General features: G+C 61.2%; 26 protein-coding genes and 1 tRNA gene. 15 read left to right on the forward strand and 12 right to left on the reverse strand.

Translation table 11 applies throughout. The features are described from left to right. Positions 1 to 12: 12 nt before the first annotated feature. From AAHK20_RS13265 to rpsU, 11 genes are all read left to right on the forward strand, one after another. The gene (locus AAHK20_RS13265; protein WP_449181909.1) at positions 13 to 1,170 is read left to right on the forward strand and encodes an ABC transporter substrate-binding protein; all 1,158 of its coding nucleotides are present in this window, start codon (positions 13 to 15) and stop codon (positions 1,168 to 1,170) included. 123 nt (positions 1,171 to 1,293) lie between these two features. After that, positions 1,294 to 1,378: transfer RNA gene (locus AAHK20_RS13270), tRNA-Leu, on the forward strand. 367 nt (positions 1,379 to 1,745) lie between these two features. After that, on the forward strand, positions 1,746 to 2,450 hold the full coding sequence (gene phoU / locus AAHK20_RS13275; protein ID WP_449181910.1) for a phosphate signaling complex protein PhoU: 705 nt from the start codon (positions 1,746 to 1,748) through the stop codon (positions 2,448 to 2,450). Positions 2,451 to 2,520: 70 nt separating this feature from the next. After that, on the forward strand, positions 2,521 to 2,802 hold the full coding sequence (locus AAHK20_RS13280) for a hypothetical protein (RefSeq protein WP_449181911.1): 282 nt from the start codon (positions 2,521 to 2,523) through the stop codon (positions 2,800 to 2,802). Positions 2,803 to 2,948: 146 nt separating this feature from the next. Continuing rightward, positions 2,949 to 3,824 carry an SDR family oxidoreductase gene (locus AAHK20_RS13285; RefSeq protein ID WP_449181912.1) on the forward strand — a complete coding sequence of 292 codons (876 nt, stop codon included), beginning with the start codon at positions 2,949 to 2,951 and terminating at the stop codon, positions 3,822 to 3,824. Between the two features lie 68 nt (positions 3,825 to 3,892). Next, on the forward strand, positions 3,893 to 4,318 hold the full coding sequence (locus AAHK20_RS13290; protein WP_449181913.1) for a hypothetical protein: 426 nt from the start codon (positions 3,893 to 3,895) through the stop codon (positions 4,316 to 4,318). 413 nt (positions 4,319 to 4,731) lie between these two features. Further along, on the forward strand, positions 4,732 to 4,998 hold the full coding sequence (gene infA, locus AAHK20_RS13295) for a translation initiation factor IF-1 (RefSeq protein WP_449181914.1): 267 nt from the start codon (positions 4,732 to 4,734) through the stop codon (positions 4,996 to 4,998). A gap of 337 nt (positions 4,999 to 5,335) precedes the next feature. Beyond that, positions 5,336 to 5,626 carry a hypothetical protein gene (locus AAHK20_RS13300; RefSeq protein ID WP_449181915.1) on the forward strand — a complete coding sequence of 97 codons (291 nt, stop codon included), beginning with the start codon at positions 5,336 to 5,338 and terminating at the stop codon, positions 5,624 to 5,626. Between the two features lie 76 nt (positions 5,627 to 5,702). Continuing rightward, a complete protein-coding gene (locus AAHK20_RS13305) occupies positions 5,703 to 5,942 on the forward strand; it encodes a hypothetical protein (RefSeq protein ID WP_449181916.1) in 240 nt (79 codons plus the stop codon). Positions 5,943 to 6,012: 70 nt separating this feature from the next. Continuing rightward, positions 6,013 to 6,228, forward strand: a complete 216-nt coding sequence (locus AAHK20_RS13310) for a hypothetical protein (protein ID WP_449181917.1) — start codon at positions 6,013 to 6,015, stop codon at positions 6,226 to 6,228. Positions 6,229 to 6,460: 232 nt separating this feature from the next. Further along, a complete protein-coding gene (gene rpsU, locus AAHK20_RS13315) occupies positions 6,461 to 6,673 on the forward strand; it encodes a 30S ribosomal protein S21 (RefSeq protein ID WP_449181918.1) in 213 nt (70 codons plus the stop codon). A 95-nt stretch (positions 6,674 to 6,768) separates the two neighbouring features. On the opposite strand, the gene AAHK20_RS13320 is transcribed toward rpsU, so the two are convergent. Beyond that, positions 6,769 to 7,839 (reverse strand): S1 family peptidase, encoded by a 1,071-nt coding sequence (locus AAHK20_RS13320; protein ID WP_449181919.1) that lies wholly within the window; start codon positions 7,837 to 7,839, stop codon positions 6,769 to 6,771. A 366-nt stretch (positions 7,840 to 8,205) separates the two neighbouring features. Here AAHK20_RS13320 and AAHK20_RS13325 point away from each other — a divergent pair, with 366 nt between their 5' ends. The 3 genes from AAHK20_RS13325 to AAHK20_RS13335 all read left to right on the forward strand — a co-directional run bounded on the left by AAHK20_RS13325 (position 8,206) and on the right by AAHK20_RS13335 (position 9,783). Then, positions 8,206 to 8,493: a hypothetical protein gene (locus AAHK20_RS13325; RefSeq protein WP_449181920.1), complete on the forward strand. Its 288-nt coding sequence runs from the start codon at positions 8,206 to 8,208 to the stop codon at positions 8,491 to 8,493. 118 nt (positions 8,494 to 8,611) lie between these two features. After that, the gene (locus AAHK20_RS13330) at positions 8,612 to 8,896 is read left to right on the forward strand and encodes a hypothetical protein (protein ID WP_449181921.1); all 285 of its coding nucleotides are present in this window, start codon (positions 8,612 to 8,614) and stop codon (positions 8,894 to 8,896) included. A 350-nt stretch (positions 8,897 to 9,246) separates the two neighbouring features. Next, positions 9,247 to 9,783 (forward strand): DUF892 family protein, encoded by a 537-nt coding sequence (locus AAHK20_RS13335; protein WP_449181922.1) that lies wholly within the window; start codon positions 9,247 to 9,249, stop codon positions 9,781 to 9,783. 87 nt (positions 9,784 to 9,870) lie between these two features. Here AAHK20_RS13335 and AAHK20_RS13340 read toward each other — a convergent pair whose 3' ends face one another. Next, on the reverse strand, positions 9,871 to 10,245 hold the full coding sequence (locus AAHK20_RS13340) for a response regulator (RefSeq protein ID WP_449181923.1): 375 nt from the start codon (positions 10,243 to 10,245) through the stop codon (positions 9,871 to 9,873). A 441-nt stretch (positions 10,246 to 10,686) separates the two neighbouring features. On the opposite strand from AAHK20_RS13340, the gene AAHK20_RS13345 reads away from it, so the two are divergent. Beyond that, positions 10,687 to 10,986 (forward strand): hypothetical protein, encoded by a 300-nt coding sequence (locus AAHK20_RS13345; RefSeq protein ID WP_449181924.1) that lies wholly within the window; start codon positions 10,687 to 10,689, stop codon positions 10,984 to 10,986. 37 nt (positions 10,987 to 11,023) lie between these two features. On the opposite strand, the gene AAHK20_RS13350 is transcribed toward AAHK20_RS13345, so the two are convergent. The 10 genes from AAHK20_RS13350 to AAHK20_RS13395 form a co-directional block, all read right to left on the reverse strand. Beyond that, positions 11,024 to 11,188 (reverse strand): hypothetical protein, encoded by a 165-nt coding sequence (locus AAHK20_RS13350; protein ID WP_449181925.1) that lies wholly within the window; start codon positions 11,186 to 11,188, stop codon positions 11,024 to 11,026. Between the two features lie 83 nt (positions 11,189 to 11,271). Next, positions 11,272 to 11,613 carry a DUF3579 domain-containing protein gene (locus tag AAHK20_RS13355; protein ID WP_449181926.1) on the reverse strand — a complete coding sequence of 114 codons (342 nt, stop codon included), beginning with the start codon at positions 11,611 to 11,613 and terminating at the stop codon, positions 11,272 to 11,274. After that, entirely contained in the window at positions 11,610 to 13,241 is a 1,632-nt protein-coding gene (locus tag AAHK20_RS13360) for a methyl-accepting chemotaxis protein (protein ID WP_449181927.1), read from the reverse strand. The genes AAHK20_RS13355 and AAHK20_RS13360 overlap by 4 nt, the downstream gene beginning before the upstream one ends. A gap of 120 nt (positions 13,242 to 13,361) precedes the next feature. Further along, positions 13,362 to 14,525, reverse strand: a complete 1,164-nt coding sequence (locus AAHK20_RS13365) for a porin (protein ID WP_498063345.1) — start codon at positions 14,523 to 14,525, stop codon at positions 13,362 to 13,364. A 157-nt stretch (positions 14,526 to 14,682) separates the two neighbouring features. Next, entirely contained in the window at positions 14,683 to 15,357 is a 675-nt protein-coding gene (locus AAHK20_RS13370; RefSeq protein ID WP_449181929.1) for a response regulator, read from the reverse strand. Then, positions 15,354 to 16,736, reverse strand: coding sequence for a sensor histidine kinase N-terminal domain-containing protein (locus tag AAHK20_RS13375; protein WP_449181930.1), 1,383 nt, complete (start codon positions 16,734 to 16,736; stop codon positions 15,354 to 15,356). Before AAHK20_RS13375 ends, AAHK20_RS13370 begins: the two co-directional genes overlap by 4 nt. Positions 16,737 to 16,865: 129 nt before the next feature. Then, entirely contained in the window at positions 16,866 to 17,705 is an 840-nt protein-coding gene (locus tag AAHK20_RS13380) for an ABC transporter permease (RefSeq protein WP_449181952.1), read from the reverse strand. 46 nt (positions 17,706 to 17,751) lie between these two features. Next, positions 17,752 to 18,549, reverse strand: a complete 798-nt coding sequence (locus AAHK20_RS13385; RefSeq protein ID WP_449181931.1) for an ABC transporter ATP-binding protein — start codon at positions 18,547 to 18,549, stop codon at positions 17,752 to 17,754. Positions 18,550 to 18,651: 102 nt separating this feature from the next. Continuing rightward, positions 18,652 to 19,665 carry an ABC transporter substrate-binding protein gene (locus tag AAHK20_RS13390; RefSeq protein ID WP_449181932.1) on the reverse strand — a complete coding sequence of 338 codons (1,014 nt, stop codon included), beginning with the start codon at positions 19,663 to 19,665 and terminating at the stop codon, positions 18,652 to 18,654. A gap of 172 nt (positions 19,666 to 19,837) precedes the next feature. Further along, the gene (locus tag AAHK20_RS13395; protein ID WP_449181933.1) at positions 19,838 to 20,212 is read right to left on the reverse strand and encodes a copper resistance CopC family protein; all 375 of its coding nucleotides are present in this window, start codon (positions 20,210 to 20,212) and stop codon (positions 19,838 to 19,840) included.

The following is a 20,212-nucleotide window of genomic DNA, read 5'->3' on the forward strand; positions in this document are numbered from 1 at the left end:
CCGGGGACCCAGATGACGTTGTCCAAGAAAATGCGCTGTGCGCTCGCGCTGGCCGCGCTCGCACTGAGCGCTGCCGCCCACGCCGATATCAAAGTCGGCATCGACCTGTCCACCACCGGCCCCGCCGCCACGATCGGCATCACGAGCAAGAACGCGATGCTGATGTGGCCGAAGACGATCGCCGGCCAGAACGCGCAGTACCTCATCCTCGACGACGGCTCGGACCCGGGCGCCGCCGTGCGCAACATCCGCAAGTTCGTGGCTGAGGACAAGGTCGACGTGATCGTCGGGCCCAACGTCACGCCGGCGGCACTCGCGGCGCTCGATCCGGTCTCCGAATACCAGACGCCGATGATCACGCTGATCGGCTCGGCGTCGGTGGTGGAGCCGCAGGAAGGCAAGCGCGTGTGGGCGTTCAAGATGGCGCAGACCGACAGCGCGATGGCCGATGTGATGACGCGCTACATGTCGAACCACAACGTGAAGACGGTGGGCTTCATCGGTTTTGCCGACAGCTATGGCGATAGCTGGCTCAACGAGTTTTCGAAGTTCGCAGAGTTGCGGCACATCAAGATCGTCGGGACCGAGCGCTTCAATCGCACCGATACGAGCGTGACCGGCCAGGTGCTCAAGCTGATGGCGGCGAAGCCCGACGCAATCCTGATCGCGGGCGCGGGCACGCCGACTGTGCTGCCGCAGCGCACGCTCGTCGAGCGCGGCTTCAAGGGGCCGATATATCAGACGCACGGCATCGCGACGCCCGAGTTCATCAAGCTGGGCGGCAAGGATGTCGAAGGGACGCTGTTTCCGACGCAGCCGGTCGTGGTCGCGCGCACGCTGCCGGCCGATCATCCGGCGAAGAAGGCGGCGCTCGCATTCGTCGATGCCTACGAGGCGAAGTACGGGCCGGGCACCGTGACGCAGTTCGCCGGGGATGCCGCGGGCGTCTATCCGCGGCTTCAGGACGCCGTCGCCCGGGCGCTGAAAACCGCGCAGCCCGGCACGCCCGAGTTTCGCGTCGCGTTGCGCCGGGAACTCGAGAACGCACATGAGCTCGTGGTGCCGAACGGCGTCGTCAATACGAGCGCGAAGGACCACGTCGGGCTCGATCAGCGCTCTAGCGTGATGGGCGTCATCAAGAACGGGAAGTTTGTCTACTTGAGCCAGTAAGCCAGAACGCCCTTCGGCCCCGTGCTGGAGGGGGTGAAACCGGTAAACTTGCTCGTTTCGCTGTTTTCCGCCATAATCGCTGTCTTCCGTCATGCGCGACCGTACGCGTGACGATCGAGATAAGCCCAGGTGGTGAAATTGGTAGACGCAGGGGACTCAAAATCCCCCGCCGCAAGGCGTGCCGGTTCGATTCCGGCCCTGGGCACCAACAGTTGTTCCGGCATGAGCCGAAGTATTCCAGGAAACCCCGTAAGACCAAGGTCTTACGGGGTTTTTCTTTTCTTGGCGATCTTGCTCGATTCGTGGACAGCCGTTGGTATCGGGCGACATTTATGGTGGTCGCTGGTCTGCTTCGCCCCCCTCCGCTCGGAGAGACCTCGATGCCGCTCGCCGATCCCCGGTAAGGAATGCGCGAACCGCCTCGTTGCAAGTGTTTAATGGCGGGCGTACGATAAAACCGTATATACGGTTGACTCCCATACGAGAAAAACAAGGCTCGACAATCATGGGAGCAAGGCGCCGAATTGACCCTAAAGGGTGGCTGCCTGACCGCGAAGTTACGGGGAGCGGGATCCATGTCAGAAAAACATCTTTCCAGCGGTTTTGATGCCGACCTCAGTCTCGTATCGACGAGGCTGCTCGAGATGGGCGGACTTGTGGAATCACAGATTGCACTCGCGCTCGAGTTGCTCAACGCGTTTGATTCGGCAACCGTCAGCGCGGTCCGTGCGAGCGAGCAGCGCGTCAATCGGATGGAGCTCGAAATCGACGAGGAGGTGAGTAACGTCATCGCACGCCGACAGCCTGCGGCTCGCGATCTTCGACTCCTCTTGGCCATCTCGAAGTGCATCACCAACCTCGAACGTGCCGGTGATGAAGCGCGGAAAGTTGCAAAGCGCTTACGGCGCATTCACGAGAACGGCGGGGCGCCGGCCATCGGTATTGCCGAAATCAGGTCTTCTGGAGAGATGGCCTTGAACATTCTGCGCAGAGCGCTCGATGCCTTCGCGCGTATGGATACCATCGCCGCTGCGCAGATTGTCCGAGATGACGCAGCCATCGATAACGAGTTTCGAGCGTTCACGCGCAAGCTCGTCACGAAGATGACGGATGACCCCCGGGTCATTTCGAATGGCCTGGAGTACATGTTCATCGCGAAAGCCATCGAGCGCATCGGGGACCACGCAACCAATATTGCTGAGTTCGTCGTCTATATTGTCAAAGGAACCGATGTTCGCCATGTGACGATGGACCAGCTCGAGCATGAGGTCCTGTCCTAAATGCCCGAGACCGACGAACGGCCGTAAAGGCTAATGTCGGTTCCAACGACCGGCTTATGAGGAGATCATCGTGGAGCGCTCCGAATTCCTCGCAGCCACCCGGCAATTGTCAGCAGCCGCCGAGATACTAGCTAAAAGCGGTCCCCAAGACTGGCGGTTCGATGCGTTCCAAATGCTCGCGTTCTTCCGCCGATTCGACCAACTTGGGCTCGGTTTGAATGCAGTCGAGACGTCCGACGACGAGCTTTTCGCGCGCACCGGTGAAGCCGCACTGACTATGGCTGGACGTAGCGAGTTTGCCGCGTCGCACGCGCTTCTTCAGCAGGCCCAGTCGCTTTTACCCGCCACATAAAAGGGCGCTGTTGAGAGCTGCAACTGCAATCTGCTCATCTATCTGCGCAGCGACACGCGCACGAAAGCTGATGATTCAAGAGAGACAACCGAAGCCGCCCCTTTGTCGCAAACGCGTATGCTGACGCGTGTTACCAGGAGACGACCATGAGCCTTGCCGGCAAGACCCTATTCATGTCAGGGGGCAGTCGCGGTATCGGACTTGCCATCGCGTTAAGAGCGGCACGTGACGGCGCGAACGTCGTGATTGCAGCGAAGACGGCGGACCCGGACCCGAGGCTTGAAGGTACGATTCATACGGCAGCCGCTGCCGTGGAAGCTGCTGGCGGCAAGGCGCTTCCACTTGTCGTCGACATACGCGACGAGGAACGCGTAAAGGACGCAGTTGCCAAAACTGTAGAGGCGTTTGGCGGTATCGACATCCTTGTGAACAATGCCAGCGCCATTCGATTGACCGGAACGCTGGATACGCCCGTTAAGCGATACGACCTCATGCACGGGGTCAACGGCAGAGGCACGTTTGTCTGCGCACAGGCCTGCCTGCCTCACCTTCTCAATGCGCCGAATCCACACATCCTCACGCTGTCGCCACCGCTGGTCACGGACCCGAAGTGGTTCAAGGATTTTCCGGCATACACCATCGCTAAATATACGATGAGCCTGTTCACTTTGGCGCTGGCTGGCGAATTCAAGGACCGTGGCGTCGCTGTGAATTCGCTGTGGCCAAGAACCGCGATTGCGACGGCTGCCGTGAAAAACGAAATTGGCGGCGCGGCCATGATTGCTGCGTGCCGCACGCCGGAGATAGTCGCCGACGCGGCCCGCTATATCTTGACGCGCCCATCCAGGGAGTGTTCGGGAAATTTCTTTCTAGACGACGAAGTGCTGTTGGCGGCAGGCGTTCGGGACTTCGCTCAGTATGACGTGCAGGCTGGGGCCGCACTACAGGCGGACTTCTTTGTAGAGGCATTGCCGGGCATGCTGCCGGCGGACAATATGACGAAGCGCACCAAGGTCCCGTGAGATTCGCGGGCAACACTCGACCCGGCACTCAACCTGATACGGCGAACCTAGCGCAGTGATGGAGACTCATGAACGCTTTATGGCAATGGCAGGTGCGAATCCGGTTCAGTGACGACTTCGCAATGATGGTGCGGCGAGAGCCATCAAATGAGGCGCTGAAATCCCTCAACAATGTTCTCGCGAAATTTGGGGCGACGCTGACGTGTCAGTTCGACGCGTTTTTCGACTACGTGACTGAGGCGGAAGAAAAGGGCGTCCACCTTTATCCGCTCTATCAGTGGACAAAAACGACGATCGAGGACCCCTTGAAGAAGGCAAAACACCTTCAGGTCTACACGGTGTACGTGCGCGGCCAGGAGGTGTACTCGAAAGAAGTTGCAGACGCTCTGGAGGCTGGCCTCTCAATTCTCGTGGACGAACTGCGCATCAAAGGGATATCGAAATACGACACGAACCCAGCAAACAATCCGCAGCCCCCTACGCGCGAGAACTGACCGACAACAGCCCATCGTTCTGGCCCCGTCGGCAGTTCCTGTGAAGATGCCAGCCTTCGGTTACAATACAGGGTCTACTCCTCTTCGCACGGCGCCGGCAAGACGCGCGCTGGTTCACCGCGAATCATCCTTTGACTGATCGCCCAGTAAGGCCGGCGATAGAAGCTCCCGTTGCACTGCACGCCCCGACGCCCATCGGACCAGGATTGCGGACCGCCGTGTCTTACCCAGTCCCCTCGCGTGCATGACTCGCCGCCCGGACAGGGTGTGGCCCATGACTTCCAAGACGCGGGGCTACCCACCAAACCCCGTGCTTCCCACGATCGAGCGGGCGTGAGCCAATCGACGCTCGCGGCTTCTCCCTCAGCGATGCATCGCGCGCCGATGCCCCGCCAATTAATTAGGAACCTTGAATGGCAAAGGAAGAACTGCTGGAACTCGACGGTATCGTTGACGAAGTGCTGCCGGACAGCCGCTACCGCGTCACGCTCGACAATGGCGTGGTGGTAGGGGCATACGCATCCGGCCGCATACGCAAGAATCACATTCGTATCCTCGCCGGTGATCGGGTAACGCTGGAACTCTCGGTGTATGACTTGACGAAAGGAAGAATCAACTTTCGACACAAGGACGAACGGGCCAGTGGCGCAACGCAAAGAGCCGCGTTTCGCCGTCGTTAATTTTGCGTCTTTACGCGGCGGCATGCGAACGTCGGCTGCGGCCCCGCCTGCGTCATGACACGATGCGCATGCCCGCGGTCGATTCACTTCGCCGCTTCGCGACCGATGCTGGAGTCAGAAAACTTTCTCTGTACAAATCCGGCAATGGGCGTAGCATCAAATCGTTGACAGTCCCACGACCGCTCCCGGCGCCTCCCCCGTCGCCCTTCCCAACGGAATCGGGCCGCTCACTTTCATCGCAGGCCGAACAACTCGGCCGATCGTGTGGCGACTAATTTCAGTCGCTCGCGCTCCTTCTCCGTTCCGCCGCGTAGTGATGCGGTCTTAAAGGTTTCCCATGACAACAGGTTTCCGTCTCTACCGTGGACTGGAAGTGTATCCACTGGTCTATCCGCATCGTGCCACCGAGCCAGGGCGCGGGCGTAACTACGACGAAGGGTTCGACGCTGCCGTGCGCATACAGCAGCCCGGAAGCTCGGAGGAGATGCCGCGCAGCCGAGTATTCAGGCTTGCGATGGCCAAGCCCTTCCAAAACGCCGGCGACGCGCGGCGCGCATCGACTGCTTATGCGGAACACCTCATCGACACCTGCTCTCAGGACACAAACGTTCTCGATCTGGAGTTGTGATTCGCGGCTCGCTCCACGCCGGACCCGATCGGCACGCGTTTGCGATCGGGCACGCAGGCAACATTGGAGGTTTGATATGGATACGAGCGACCTGTTGAAGTGGATTCGACGCGATGGTTCCGGCATTGTCGACAGGTTTCTGCCCTTGGGGGCACCTGCCGAGCTGGAGGACGTCATCCGCGACGGTCGTCACGAGGTCGATTCGGATGCCTATCTGATGTTCGTGTCAATTCGCGCACTGCTACGCAAGGACGGCATGGCGAGCTGTGAGTCGGACCGTCAGGCCGGCCAAATCATGGCCCTTCTGAACGCGTGACGCGGCTCTTCCCATCCACAAGACGCTCCGCAACGATCATGGCCGCGCGGCAACCCAGCAAGGAAAGAAAATGCAATTCAATTCAACCCGATTCGTCATCGACCCCACGCCACGCAGGGCCGACGACGAGTACATCGCCCATGCCCGCATCAGCACCAGCCGTGCGGATGGCAGCGAGTACGACATTCATCTGAGTGGGGATCTGGAGGGTTTTGACGTCCGCGAGGACGCAATAGCCTATGCGAAAAACTGGGGGCAGGAGTGGCTGGACACGCGCTTTGGTTGACCAGACGGTGAGCAGACGGCCGAACCGCATAACCGCGATATTGACTGGCGAGAGGAATTTGCGTGGTTACCAGTGGAATTGAAATGGATGCGGTACTCCACCGCCTCTCGTCCATTGTTGATGGAGAAATGTCGTTACCCAGCGGGGCATCACGCGTATAGTGGCCGCTCGCAGACCGCTGTGTTTCAGGCTCTTCGATCGGGAATTCGCAAACTCACAACCAGGAAAAGAATTGACTACCGTAACCCCCAAGCTGAACGAACCGTTGGAAGTTGCATTGCGCCGCTTCCGACGTTCGATCGAGAACACTGGCCTGATAAAGGAACTACGGGCCAGGATGGCTTATGAAACACCGACTGCGAAGCGCAAGCGGAAAAAAGCAGCAGCTGTGTCTCGATTGCGAAAACAGATTAGACGCTCGTTGCCGCCGAAAAAGCAGTACTGACCGGAAGCTGTCGCGCGGGCACACCGACGCGCCTGTCGAATGCCCAATCAAATTTCGCTCATCATCCGATGCAATCGGAGACGCAAGATGTGCAGCTAGTGAGCCGTCAAGACCATCAGAATATCCGCATACCATGCGCTGTTCAGTCCGAGCGACTCATCCAGATGCACATCCCTGCCGCTCATATCGATGCTCGAAGAATGGACACCCAAAAGCAGCCACGGCAGTTCATCAGGCATCCTACCTTCAGATGGTGCTCTCAGAACAACCGGCGCTCCGCTGGTGCCGCGGTGGGTTCGTGCGTCCGTGACGAAACAGCCCTTCCCCTGAAAACGCAGGCCAAATGCCGACGCCAGCACGCCTTGCCGAACGACGGGCAAATGGTGCAGCGAATCGTGGAATCCAAGCGGAAAACCGACGATCAGCAGGGACGCCCCAATCGGCATCGCATCCCCCGGACGCGGCAGATGACCGGGGCCGAATGCGTGAAATATCGCGCCCGGCGGCAACGCAGCCCTATCGAGCTCCACTACGGCGACATCGACCTCGCCACCATCATCCATTCCCTGACGCCAGAGAGCCCTCCCTGCGGCGTATAACGGAACGGCCATCCACGTGGCGGCGGCCAGGTTCTCCGCGTCGACATGAAACTCGATCTCCAGCCGATCGGGGAAATGCTCACCCGACTCGTCAATCATGACGTGCCGGCTGGTGACGAGAAACAGGCGCTCCCCCTGCTGGAAAAAAAAGCCGCTCGCATTGGTCAACCGACGTCCCTGCACAAACGTACATACGCGCGTCACGGCGAGAAGCAGCGCGTCCGCTGCCTCTGGGGGATGGGACTCCAGAAGCCGCGCAGTGCGTAGCCGAGACTCCTCAGGCGCGCCGTGTGGCCGCACAGGGTCCCCGCTAGGCGAAATTAGTTCAGAGAGCAGGTCAACCAAGGCATTGTGCTCGGGTCCGCACCTCTCGGACGAGAGAAACGCCGCGACCGCAAGTTCCGATACGATGCCCGCCGACGCCGCGTTCGGCACGTGGCGCACGACAGTAGCTTTGTGCGCGCCGTGGCACAGAAGCCATCTATCACCGTTAGAACTGCGATGGAATTCAAGTGCATCCTCGCTCATTCCAGTTCCGTGATCTGGCTCGGTCACGTAAGAATTCATAGACACTCCTGATGTGACCGTGATCTCGATGTCCGATGGAATCGCGAGCCTCGCCTTACGTTCGCGTCATCATAAGGGCCGCATCGGTCGCTTGTGCGACGAAGCCGGCATCTTGGAGCCGCCTCATAGCGCGGCAAGCAGGCGTGGTTGTCGGTGGATGTTCTTGAAGAGGTCGCCACGTACAGTGGAGAAGGAACGAGGCTGATAACCGTCGTCATGTGCGGACAGCGATCCGCTCTGCAGACCTCGCAATTCAACATACGCGCGAGGGCACCTACGGTCAATTTAATTCTGGTAACAGTCTCGGCGCCGCCCTACGTTGCTCGTTCCCGGGTATAGTGAGTCGTCCCCTGTGGAGTGAAAATCATGTCGACACACCCGCTTCTTCTCTACAAGGGGTACGAACTTCATCCCCTCGTCTTCGCCCGCAAATTCAATCGCTTTGACGGACATTCCCGTTATGCCGAAGGATATGACATTGCGGTACGGATATGTCGTCCGGGCGCGATAGCAACCTCCGCCGCAAGCCGCGTTTTCAGGCTGAACCAAGCGCATACATTTTCCGACTTCGGTATGGCAAGGCGTGCCGCCCGGCAGCAAGGAATGGACATCATCGATGGAAAGGTGAGCGGCGCTTCGGTCATCGACATGTGAAAAGACTGCTGGCGGAGAGCATCCTTCGGCGCAATTCTTCGATCGGTCAAACGCATCGGTCGGCCACGGCGATGCGAGAAACCGAACGCACGCATTCTTCCGAACTGGTCTCGCCTACATGCAAAGTGATCGCAATGTGCTTCCGTACTACCTCGTTTTACGCAATGGCTGTCCGCCGTATGTTCTGAACGCTGACCGTTATGTCCTGCGTCGAGAGGCAAGCCTTCTCCTTCGAACGTTCGCGAGAGCCCGGGGCGCGCCGACCTCGATCGCGGACGACGCGTGGAACGACTTTTCCGGATCGGAATCCATTTCGCTCCTTGAGCGCATGGAGATTCGGGCCTACGCACTGGTTCGCGGGGCCGAAAGCGAACATCAACTCCGGTTACTAGCCGCTCTCTGACTGCACCAACGTGCGTGTTCCTTGCGGACGGTGAACGATACGGTGCATCACCGCAGTCGATGCGGCAAGCTGGAGTCCCCGGCTGAAAAAGTGTTACGAGAATTGCCTTGACCGTGCCCTGCGCGGTGCCTACCGTGAATTCTGTGGGCAAAGTTCTTGGATTGCCGCCAGTCGGTCCGGCGCTATTACCGCAGCATTGGCTGACTTCGAATTTCGATCCTCTTACCCATTGCCCGAACAGAAAACGATCAGCCTCGTTAAGGAAGTTATATGAATTCCTTCGTTATCCTTCTTTATCACCATGACGATGATTTTTTCTTCTCATCGCATTTACGATACGGCGATTCATCGTGAGCACAGAACGACAGGAGTTGCTTTGTCTGTTGCGCAACGCCTATACGGGCGAACAAGGCGCAGCGGCGTTACTCATAGCGTTTCTCGAACGTCACCCCCAGTGCGGACAAATATCTGCCGCGATAGAAGCTTTTCTGGAGCAGACGCTTGAACATCAACGTCTGCTCGCCGAGTGTCTTGGGCGGATCGAGGAAAATTCCGAAGTGCAGGAACCGCAGCGAAGCGATTTTTCGACGAGCCAACGCCTGGAAGACCCGCCCGAGGATGACGTGCTTCGCGAATTAGCGCATTTGCTCGCATTCATACTTCAGGAAATAGAACTCTATTCCTCAGTGATCGCCACAGCCGAGGCCAGCGGCCTATTCGAAACGAGGTCTGTGTGCGAAGGCGTGCAGTCAGACAAATCGTCGATGGCGGCGTGGCTGGAGGTACGTACCTCTTCGAAGGATCAACTACGCGGGCATGGCTATGGCAGCCTCATCCTGAGCGGCAAATCAACCTCTATGGTTACGCCCCTCGCGAACGCCTCCTGAGACGCATCGATCACTTCCCGGATCCGCCCGATCTGCGCCACCATCTCGATCCATTCGCAGGCTTTTGGAGCACGGACAGCGGTGCGTTCAAAGGGGTTCCCCTCCGCCTGTGAGTCTCAGCAAGTCACGGATCACATCGACAAGGTGCGTTATCGGTGCCGGCTTGCTCAGCAGCGCGTTCCAGAGGGCTTCCGCCGACGCTGGCGGCACCGCAGCCGTGAGCATTACGACGGGAATGCGAGCAGTGGCCGTGTTTTCCTTAAGACGTCGGCAGAAGGCGACGCCGTCGAGCACCGGCATCATCCAGTCGGTAACGATCAGATCGGGATGTTCAATATCCGTCACGTTGACAGCCGCCTCCCCATCCAGGGCAAGAAGGACACGGTAGCCTTCCGCTTCCAGCAGCAACTGCAGGGGTGCAAGGATTCTCGCGTCATCATCAACCAGCAGGATCGTTTCCACATCTGTGGCCAAGCGGGGGCGTAACTTGAAGATCGTGCAAGTATCGTTCCCGGCAGTCAAGATAGGCTCCCTTGCTGGCTCTGAACTGTCGATTCGGGCACCCCGGAGCCCCGACTACCAGGCCGAGGCAAACGCCCTCGCACCAAACACATCAACACCCACCGACCCGCGATAGCGCAAAGCTTCGCGGGTTTTTGCTTTTCGACTCTGCGTTCCGCCCCCTTTCCGCCTTTCTCGGCCCCAAAACGCTTCAGCGCGGTCGATTCCCTCCGATCGACGTCATTCAATTTCCCTCAGCACACGCCCCGGGAATACGCCCTCATGAATCTGTGTTTACCCACGAAACAGCGCATTTCCGGAAAAAGAGAGTTTCAGGATGCGCCATATCTCTAACCCGTCCGCCGCTGTCAAATAGCGGAGACGATTCATAAGGAGCACGTCATGAAGATTCGAAACCTCACTTGCGCACTGCTGGGCGTCGCCGCTTTCTGGGCAGCCGACACGATGGCCGCGCAACCCGCCTACGCCTATCAGACGACCGTTCAGCTTGCCGGCAAGACGCTGCAATGCGCCGTCAACGAGCCGCTGCCGAGCGGCGACACCCCCGCGGCCCTCACCCGCCGCCAGCAAACGAAAGCCGACGTCCTCGCGACGCAGCGCCTGCGCCTCCTGAGCGGCCCGACATCCGACTATCCGACGCCCTACACGGCGCCGAACATCACCTGTGCGGACGTCGGCTGAAGCTAACCGCTTCGCGCCGTCCAGCGCTCGCGGCGGCTTACGAGGTGCGATGCGGAACGTCGTCCGGGAACGGATACGGCGCGTGCGGCCCCGGCCACTCGAGGGCGGGCGGTCCGCTCAACGCGTCGCATCCCGCGACGCTCGTCAGTGCGCAAAGGCACAGGACGGTGCATAGCCAGCAGAGGACTGTTAGCTTGTCCATTGCACGCCTCCTCGTCGCAAAGCCAGGCTACTGGTTTTGACAGCCGAGAACGGGCATCGGTTGCGCGCGGACGGCTCGCCGCGTCAGGTGCTCTGCGCCTTCCCGCTCTGCCCGGCGTCGCCACGCGACTCGATACGCACCTCGACCGGCAGCTCGTTATCGCGCGCAAAGCGGATGACGAAATCGAACGCATCGGGGCAGGCGCGCCGCAGCTCGCCCGAAACGATCAGACATTTGACGCCGCCCTCGACGACCGGCATTGCAAGGCGCGTCGACGCCACGTGCGTCCCAGGCCGCCGCTCGCCGACGTAAAGCGTGATCACGCCCATCAGACGCTCGCCCCAATCGCCGGGACGAAACGTCTTGCCGTGATGCGTGATGCCCTTGATCAAGAACGACTCGACGCTGTCGTGGGCTTGCGTCATGCGTAGGCGGCCGATGGGTCCAGCGTTGCGCCGTGCCCGTTCACGAGTGCGTCGGCGGTCGCCAAAGCACCATCTGGCTCGTGCAGCCGGAACACCGCCACCGCATCGTCGAGCGCACGCGCCTGTTCGTCGAGCGACGCGGCCGCCGCAGCCGCCTCTTCGACGAGCGCCGCGTTCTGCTGAGTCGCGTTATCCATCTGCGAGACCGCGCGGTTGATCTGGTCGATGCCGCGCGACTGCTCCTCGGACGCGACGCTGATTTCGCTGACGATGCCCGTCACGCTGCGCGCGGCGCTGACGATTTCCGCCATCGTCGCGCCAGCGCGCGCCGCGAGTTCGGTGCCGTTTCGCACCTTCGCGACGGAATCCCCGATCAGCTCGCGGATTTCCTTCGCCGCCGCGGCCGAACGCTGCGCGAGCGCACGCACCTCGCCCGCGACCACGGCGAAACCGCGCCCCTCCTCGCCCGCGCGCGCCGCCTCGACGGCCGCGTTCAGCGCGAGGATGTTGGTTTGGAACGCGATGCCTTCGATCGCGCCGATGATGTCGACGATGCGGCTCGAACCGGACGACATATCCGCGATCACCTCGACGACCTGGCCGACCACGTCGCCGCCGCGCGCTGCGATCTGCGCGGCGTTCTCGGCCAGCGCGCTCGCGTGCCGGGCGTTATCGGCGTTCTGCCTGACCGTCGCGGTCAGCTCTTCCATGCTGGAGGCGGTTTCCTCGAGCGTCGCCGCCTGCTGTTCGGTGCGCGTCGACAAATCGGCATTGCCGCTCGCGATTTCCCGCACGCCGTGCGTGATCGCCGCCGTGCCATGACGCACCTGCGCCACCGCGGCGGCGAGGCCGGCCTGCATGCGTGCAAGCGCGGCCAAGAGCCGGCCCATTTCGTTCGAACGCTGTGCATCGATGGAAGCCGTGAGATCGCCCGCGGCGATGCGCTCGAAGTGATGAATCGCCGCATTGATCGGCTGAACGATCGACGCCGTCAACACGTAACGCGCAAAGAGACCCAGCGCGATGGCCGCGCAGCCGATGGCCGCAAAAAGCCAAAGCAGCCGCGTGAAATTCTGCTGCGCCGCTTCGAAGCGCGCCTTTTGATGCTGCACCTGAAAGTCTTCGAGCGCGAGCGACGCCTGCTTGAAATCGGCGAACACGGCGTCCGGCGCTTGCCGCTCCGTCGTGCGGAAGGTCATGAAGTCGTCTTGGTCGAGTGCCGCGATCTCAGGCGTCAGCACCTCTTTCAATAGACGGTCGCGCTTCGCTCGCAGCGTATCGGCGAGCGCCTTCTCCGTCTCGCTCGACCGTTGCTGCGCCGTGTAGCCGGCAAGCTCACGATTGCTGTCGGTCAATTCGGCATGCACGCGCGCGAGCACGGGCGCCGTCGGCTTACCCTGCGCGACCAGCATTTCGTACGCGCCTAGATCAACCCGCACTTGCTGCAGCGCTTCGCTGCTTGCCGCGAGATGGCGCAGCGCGGCGGTCTCTTCGGTGTACATCCTTTCGAGCGCGTGATTGGCGCTTTGCAAGCCGGCAATCGATGCCGCGATCACGAGCATCAGCGCCGCCGTGAAGCCGGCGATCGTCATCGTCAGCGCCACGCGGACGGTAGCGTTCCTGAACATGGTTGCCCTCTAGGACACGAGTTGCGTCGACCAGAAAAAAGCGGCGAGCGGACAAGTCCGCCGCCGCAATTCGGAGCCCCTTTGATGAGGAGGGGGTACTGCGAGGAGATGAGCCTCGGATCAGAAGCGCGTACGGATGCCCGTGGTCGCCTCGAGCTGGTTGGTCGCACCGAACGTGCTGCCCACCGTGTAGCCGCCGTGCAGCTTCATATAGTCGGCAGCCAGATAGACTTCCGTGCGCTTCGACAGGTGATAGAAGATCGAGCCGTACAGCGTTTCCTTGTAGCCGTTGTGCGTGCCTTGCGTCGGATCGAACGCGCCGATGTTCGCGTTCGCGATATCGCCGCTGCTGTTGTAGGCAGCGTTATGCACGCGCATCTGCTGATAGCCGAGCTCGTAGTCGAGCGCGCCCTTCGGCGAGAGCTTGAACGACACCGTCCACGAGTTGTCCTGACGCTGGCCGAGCGCGCCCTGGTTGCCCCAATAGCGGAAGTAGCCCGCGTTCGCGCGCAAGATGCCGAACGTATAGTTGCCGCCGACCGAGTACGTCTGGTTCGTGAAGCCGTCGCGGTTCACGTGGTTGTAGAACGTCGACGCGTTGAACGGGCCGCCGTCGTAGCCAAGGGCGAACTGGTAGTTGGCGTTGTTGCCGAAGCTCGTCGAGTTGCCGAACGCGTAGCCCGCGCTCGCGAAGAGGCCGTTGTTGAACAGCTTCTTCCACGCGAGGCCGTTCTCGTAGCGGGTGCCCGTGGCGCTCGCTGCGTAGAAGATCATCTGCTTGAAGTTGTTGGCGTTGGTCCAGCCGCCTTCTTCGGTCGTGAGCTGCGCAGTGCCGTACGGGTCGCCGTAGATCGCGGCTGCATCGCGCGCGATCGTGTTCTGGAAGCCCGCCGTGAACTTGCCGATCGTGTCGTTCTGGATGCCTACCCAGGCGTCACGGTCGAAGATCTGGTTCGGGTCTTCCATGTTGCCGTCGCTCACGCGGTATTCGCTTTCCAAGCGGAAGATGATCTTCGTGCCGGCACCGATGTCTTCGGCGCCCTTCAAGCCCCAGCGGCTGCCGCTGAACCACGGCTCGCCGCCAAGGCCCATGCCGATCACGTGATTGCCGTTCGCGTCGGCGTGGGATTGATACGTGGGCACGCTCAGGTCGATGAGGCCGTAAAGCTGGACGCTGGATTGCGCGTGCGCGCTGGACGCTGCCACGGCGCCGGCTGCGACGGCGAACGCGAGGTACTTTTGCTTCAAGATTGTCTCCTCAGATTGCTGCGTTGAATTTCTGATTTGTCCGCTGCCGGTTACTGCCTGCCGGTTGCCCGGTCGCCACGACGAACAACGGATGAGACGAATCCTAGTTACCTCAATCCTTCACGCTCCTTTCGCGTCTGATTCGCACAACTTAGTGATATCACTGATACAGGATATGAAATCCTGCATACGCTTAAGACGCATCCTTCGTTCGAAGGATGTAGCCAAGGCCCCGCAGCGTCATGATCTGCGCGCTCGAGCTCGCGAGATGCTTGCGCAATCGATGGATGTAGATGTCGATGGCGTCCGCGCTCGGCTCGTCGTCGAGGCCGTAGACGCTATCCATCAGCGTCGTCTTCGAAACGGTCTTGCCCTGCCGCAGCATCAGCGTCTCCAGGATCGCGTGCTCGCGGCGGCGCAGATTCAGCGGCACGTCGTTGTGGCGGAACTCGCGCGTGTCGGAGATGTATTGCAGATCGCCGCACATGAGCCAGCCCGATCGGTCGCTCAACTGCCGGCGGATCAGCGCCTTGATGCGCGCCACCAGCTCGCGGCCGTCGAAGGGCTTGACGACGTAGTCGTCCGCGCCCGCGCTGAAGCAATCGACCTTGTCGTCGATCGAGCCGTGCGCGGTCAGCATCAGCACCGGCACGTTGTCGCGCCGGCGGCGCAGCCGCGCGAGCACGTCCTTGCCGCTCATGCGCGGCAAACGCATGTCGAGCAGCACGACGTCATAGCGTTGGGTCGTCAGCACCGAGTCCGCGGATTCGCCGTCGGGAACACAATCGACGGCGAAATTCTCCGCGCGCAGCAGGTTGACGATCCAATGCGAAAGTTCGACGTTGTCTTCGACGAGCAACAGCTTCATACCTTTTCCTCAGTCCTCCATGCAGGCAAGCGGACCGTCATGACGAGCCCGATCCGCCCCGCTCCAGGCGTCATGGTAACCGTGCCGCCGTGCGAGAGCGCAATCTGATGCACGATCGCAAGCCCCAGCCCCGAACCTTCGACATCGCTCGACACACGGTAGAAACGCTCGAACACATGCGCGCGCGCTTCGGCCGGAATGCCGGGGCCGTTGTCCACCACCTGCAGCACCACCTCGCCGCCGTCACGCCGGCACAGCGCGGTCACGCTCCCCCCTTCGTGCGTATAGCGGATGGCGTTGTCGACCAGATTCGACACGAGCGCCGCGAGCAGGCTTTCGCTGCCCGCCACGTAGAGGCCGTCGTCGAGCTCGGCGCCGAGATCGATTTGCCGCTGCTGCGCGGCCACCACCAGCTCCTCCAGCACCGACGACACTACCGCCGCGAGATCCACCCTCGCCTGCATGCGCGGCAACGACACCGACTCGGCCTGCGCAAGCAGCAGCAATTGACTTGTCATATCCGCCATCTTCTGGCTCGTGCGGCGAATGCCCGTCAACGCTTCTGTCAACGCCGGATCGCGCAGATCGCATTGGCTCGCGCATTGCACCTGCGTGTCGAGCAATGTCAACGGCGTGCGCAATTGGTGTGCCGCGTCGGCGATGAATTGGCGCTGCGTCGTCGTATGCAGTTTCAGGCGCGCGATGCATTGGTTGATCGCATCGACGATCGGCCGCAGCTCCGACGGCAAATGATGCACGCGGATCGGTTCGAGCTCCATTGGCTCGCGGTCGGCGACGTCGTCCTTGAGCTTCATCAGCGGCCGCAATTCCATCGTCAGGCCGAACGGCACGAGCACCACCACCAACGCCAGCATCAACCACTGCCGAACCAGCTGAGGACGCCACAAATCTTCGATCATCGCCTGCCGCGACGCCTGCGTCTTGCCGACGATCACGGTGACCTGCTCGGCCCTGCCCGAGTCGTACAGTTGCCGCTCGTAGGCGACCGCGCGAATCGGCAACTCGCCGAGCGTGGTGTTGTAGAACACCGGAAACCTGGCGTGGCCCGCAGGCAGCGCGAGATCGGGACTGCCGCCGAGCAGCCGGTCGCGCCCCACGATCACCTTATAGAACACCTGATCCTGATACGGCGACTCGAAGATCTCGAGCGCGGCGGGCGGGATATTCGCGGTCAGCGCACCGTTCTCCCAATCGACGTCTTCGATGATGGTGCGCGCCGAAGACAGCAATGCGTTGTCTTGCAGCAGGTCGGCGGTCTGGCGCGCCGCGTCATACGACATCCTGCCCGTCACGAAGACAAAGAGCGCGAGCGGCAGCAGCAGCCACAACAGCAGACGCGCACGCAAGCTAAGCAACATCGCACACTCTCCAACGTGATCCGGCCGAAGCGTTAATCGGGCAACTAATCCAGCGAATAAGCCGACCGGCAAAACACGACACCGTCCTTGCCTGTGCCGGCAAGGACGGTTGTCTTTGACTGATGAGCCTCAGAATGCGGCGGGCCTCCACTTCAGCAAGCGCTTTTCCAATGTGGTGAGCAGATAGTCCGTAGCGAGCGCGACCACTGCGAGCACGATCATCGCCGCGAACACGCCGCTCGCGTTGAATGCCCCCTGCGCGGTCGAAATCAGCAAGCCGATACCTTGCTTCGAGCCGAGGAATTCGCCGACCACCGCACCGACCAGCGCAAAACCGAAGCTCACGTGCAGGCTCGCGAGAATCCACGACAGCGCCGACGGAATCACCACGTAGGTCGTCAACTGGCGCTTCGAGGCGCCGAGGATCTGCGCGTTCGCGATCATATAGCGGTCCGCTTCGCGCACACCTTGGAAGGCATTGCCGAATACGACGAAAAATACCATGACCACTGCGAGCGCGACCTTGGAGGCCATGCCGAGGCCCAGCGCAATCACGAACACCGAGCCGAGCACCACGCGCGGAATCGAGTTGGCGATCTTGATGTAAATGTCGAACACATCGGCGAGCAGCTTATTGCGGCCCAGCACGACGCCGCACACGATGCCGGCGATCGAGCCGATAAAGAAGCCGAGCAAGGTTTCTTCGAGCGTGACCCACACCTGCACGAGCAGCGGCCCCTGCGATGTGCCGTTCTGGAACCAGTCGACGATCTGCAGGAAGATCAGCGAAGGCATCGAGAAAAAGAACGGGTCGATCCATTTTTGGCGCCCGGAGAGTTCCCAGCCGCCGAGCACGACCACGAGCACGAGGAGCCGCAAACCGATGATCAACGCGTGGCGCTGCCGAATCTTGCGTTGAGCGGCCTGTTCGATCTTGGCGGCCGATTCGCCGTCGAACTCCATCTTCATTGAGCTATCACGAGATGCCATGAGTGTATTCCGTTGTGCGGGCGTGTTAAGCAATTTGTACTTCCTCGCGCAAGTCGTGCCAGATGTCGCGCGAAATTTCGATAAAGCGCGGGTCGTAGCGAATTTCCGACGTCACACGCGGACGCGGCAAGTCGATCTCGTACACCTTCTTGAGCGTCGCCGGGCGCGCGGTCAGCACGAACACGCGATCGGCGAGCGCGATCGCTTCTTCGAGATCGTGCGTGACGAACACCACCGAGCCCGCGTTCGCCGACCACAACTGCAGCAGCTCGTCCTGCATGAGCGTGCGGGTCTGCATGTCGAGCGCGGAGAACGGCTCGTCCATCAGCAGGATTTCCGGCTTGTTGATGAAGGTCTGCGCGAGCGCGACACGCTTTCTCATGCCGCCCGACAGCTGATGCGGATAGTGCTTGCCGAACTTCTCGAGACCGACGCGGCGCAGCCACTGGTTCGCCTCGTCGTAGGCCGCCGATTTCGAGCGGCCCCGAAACAACGGGCCCGCCGCGACGTTGTCGAGCACCGAGCGCCACGGGAACACCGCGTCCGCCTGAAACACGAAGCCGATGCGCGGATCGATGCCGTTGACCGGCGCGCCCATCACGCGCACCTCGCCGGCCGTAGGCTTCAAGAGCCCCGTGATCATGCTGAGCGTGGTGGACTTGCCGCAACCCGTGGGGCCGACGATTGCGATGAATTCGCCCTGCGCAACCGACATGCTGAAATCGCGCAGTGCGACGGTGGCCTTGCCGTCGGGAGAGATGAAACGGCACGACACGGACCGGAATTCGATAACCGGTGCGTCTTTGGATAGAACTGGGCTCATCGGAGACATTCCTGGATTAAACCGGGGCCGCGCGAAGCGGCTCCGGAGGCGCAATGAATTCAGGCAGTGCCTGACGCATCAACGCGATCGGCTGCAGCCGATTTATTTGGCGCTGACGAATTCGTTCGTGTAGGTCTTCGACAGGTCCACGTGCTTGCCCTTGACCGACGGGTTGAACGCGGACAGCACCTTCAACACCGTGGCCGGGCCGTCGGCCGGCATCTTGCCGTCCGCCGTGTACATCGGCAGCGACGCCTTCAGCGCGCTCACGTAGAGCGTTTTGTCCTTCTGGTAGTCGTCGGGCATCTTCGCCGCGATTTCTTCCGCGCTGTGCGTGTGGATGAACTGCATCGTGCGCACGAACGCGTGCGCGAGCTTGGCGGCTTCCGCCTTGTGCGAGTCGGCCCACGCCGCTTGCACGTAAAGGCTCGACGCCGGGTAGGTGCCGCCGAGCGCGGCCTTCGTGCCTTCGACCGAGCGCATGTCGACGAGCACCTTCGCGTCGCCCGATTTCTGCAGTGCGGAAACGGTCGGCTCGGTGGTCATGCCCGCGTCGATGCGGTTTTGCTTGATCGCGGCGATGAAGCTCGCGTCGGCGCCGACGGGCAGCATCGTGTATTCGGTCGACTGGATGCCGTGCTGGCCAGCGAGGTATTGCGTGAGGAAGCTCGTCGACGAGCCGAGGCCCGTCACGCCGAGCGTCTTGCCTTTGACGTCGGCCATCGACTTGATCGCGTCGGCCGATTTCGTCGACACCATCTCGACTTCGCCCGGCACCTGCCCGAACACGACGATCGCCTTGACTTCCTTGCCCTTGGTTTGCAGATCGATGGTGTGATCGTAGAAGCCGACGACGCCCTGGACGGCGCCCGCGAGCAGTTCGTTCTCGGCGTCGACGCCGGCCGGCTGCGACAGCAGTTCGACGTCGAGCCCTTCATCCTTGAAATAGCCGAGTTGCTCGGTCAAGCGTGCCGGCAGATAAATCAGCTTGGTGATTCCGCCCACCATGATCGTGATCTTCCCCGCGTCGTCGGCCATCGCGTGTTGCGATGCAATGCCGAACAACAGGCTGGAAGCGAGAGCGATATGGCGAAACGCGCGGATGGTGGGTCGCATCGATTGTCTCCGTTATTGTCGGGAGCCGGCCCAATGCCGGCTATCTATATCGATGGCGTGATTCTAGAGACGCGAACCCTTCTTCATGCTTTCACGAAGAGGTACCTTGCGTACGGGATTTCCATGAGGGCGCGGCCTGGCGGGTTTCTGACCGCCAGGCCGCGCCAGAGCTTTACTTCACCGTGAACGTGTAGTGCCCTTGCGTGCGATGCCCGTCGTCGGCGACAGCGACCCAGGCCACCGTATAGACGCCCGGCGTCAACGCATTGAGCGCAACCGACATGTGCTTCTTGTTCGACGCGTCGACCACGGACTTGCCGTTCGCGACCGACTTGCCCGACGCATCCGTCACCGAGATCGAGCTGAATGCAGGCTCGAGGCCATCGTCGAAGTCGATCGCGACGTCTTTCTGCGAAGTCGTGACGGTCGCGCCGGCGCCCGGCACTTGCTTGGTCGGATAGGCATGCGCGAACGCGAACTGCGCGAGCGTCAATGTGAGCGCGGCGGCCGCGCCGCGCATCGAAAGCGAGATCAGAGACGTTTTCAT

This window comes from Trinickia camelliae (assembly GCF_053525655.1).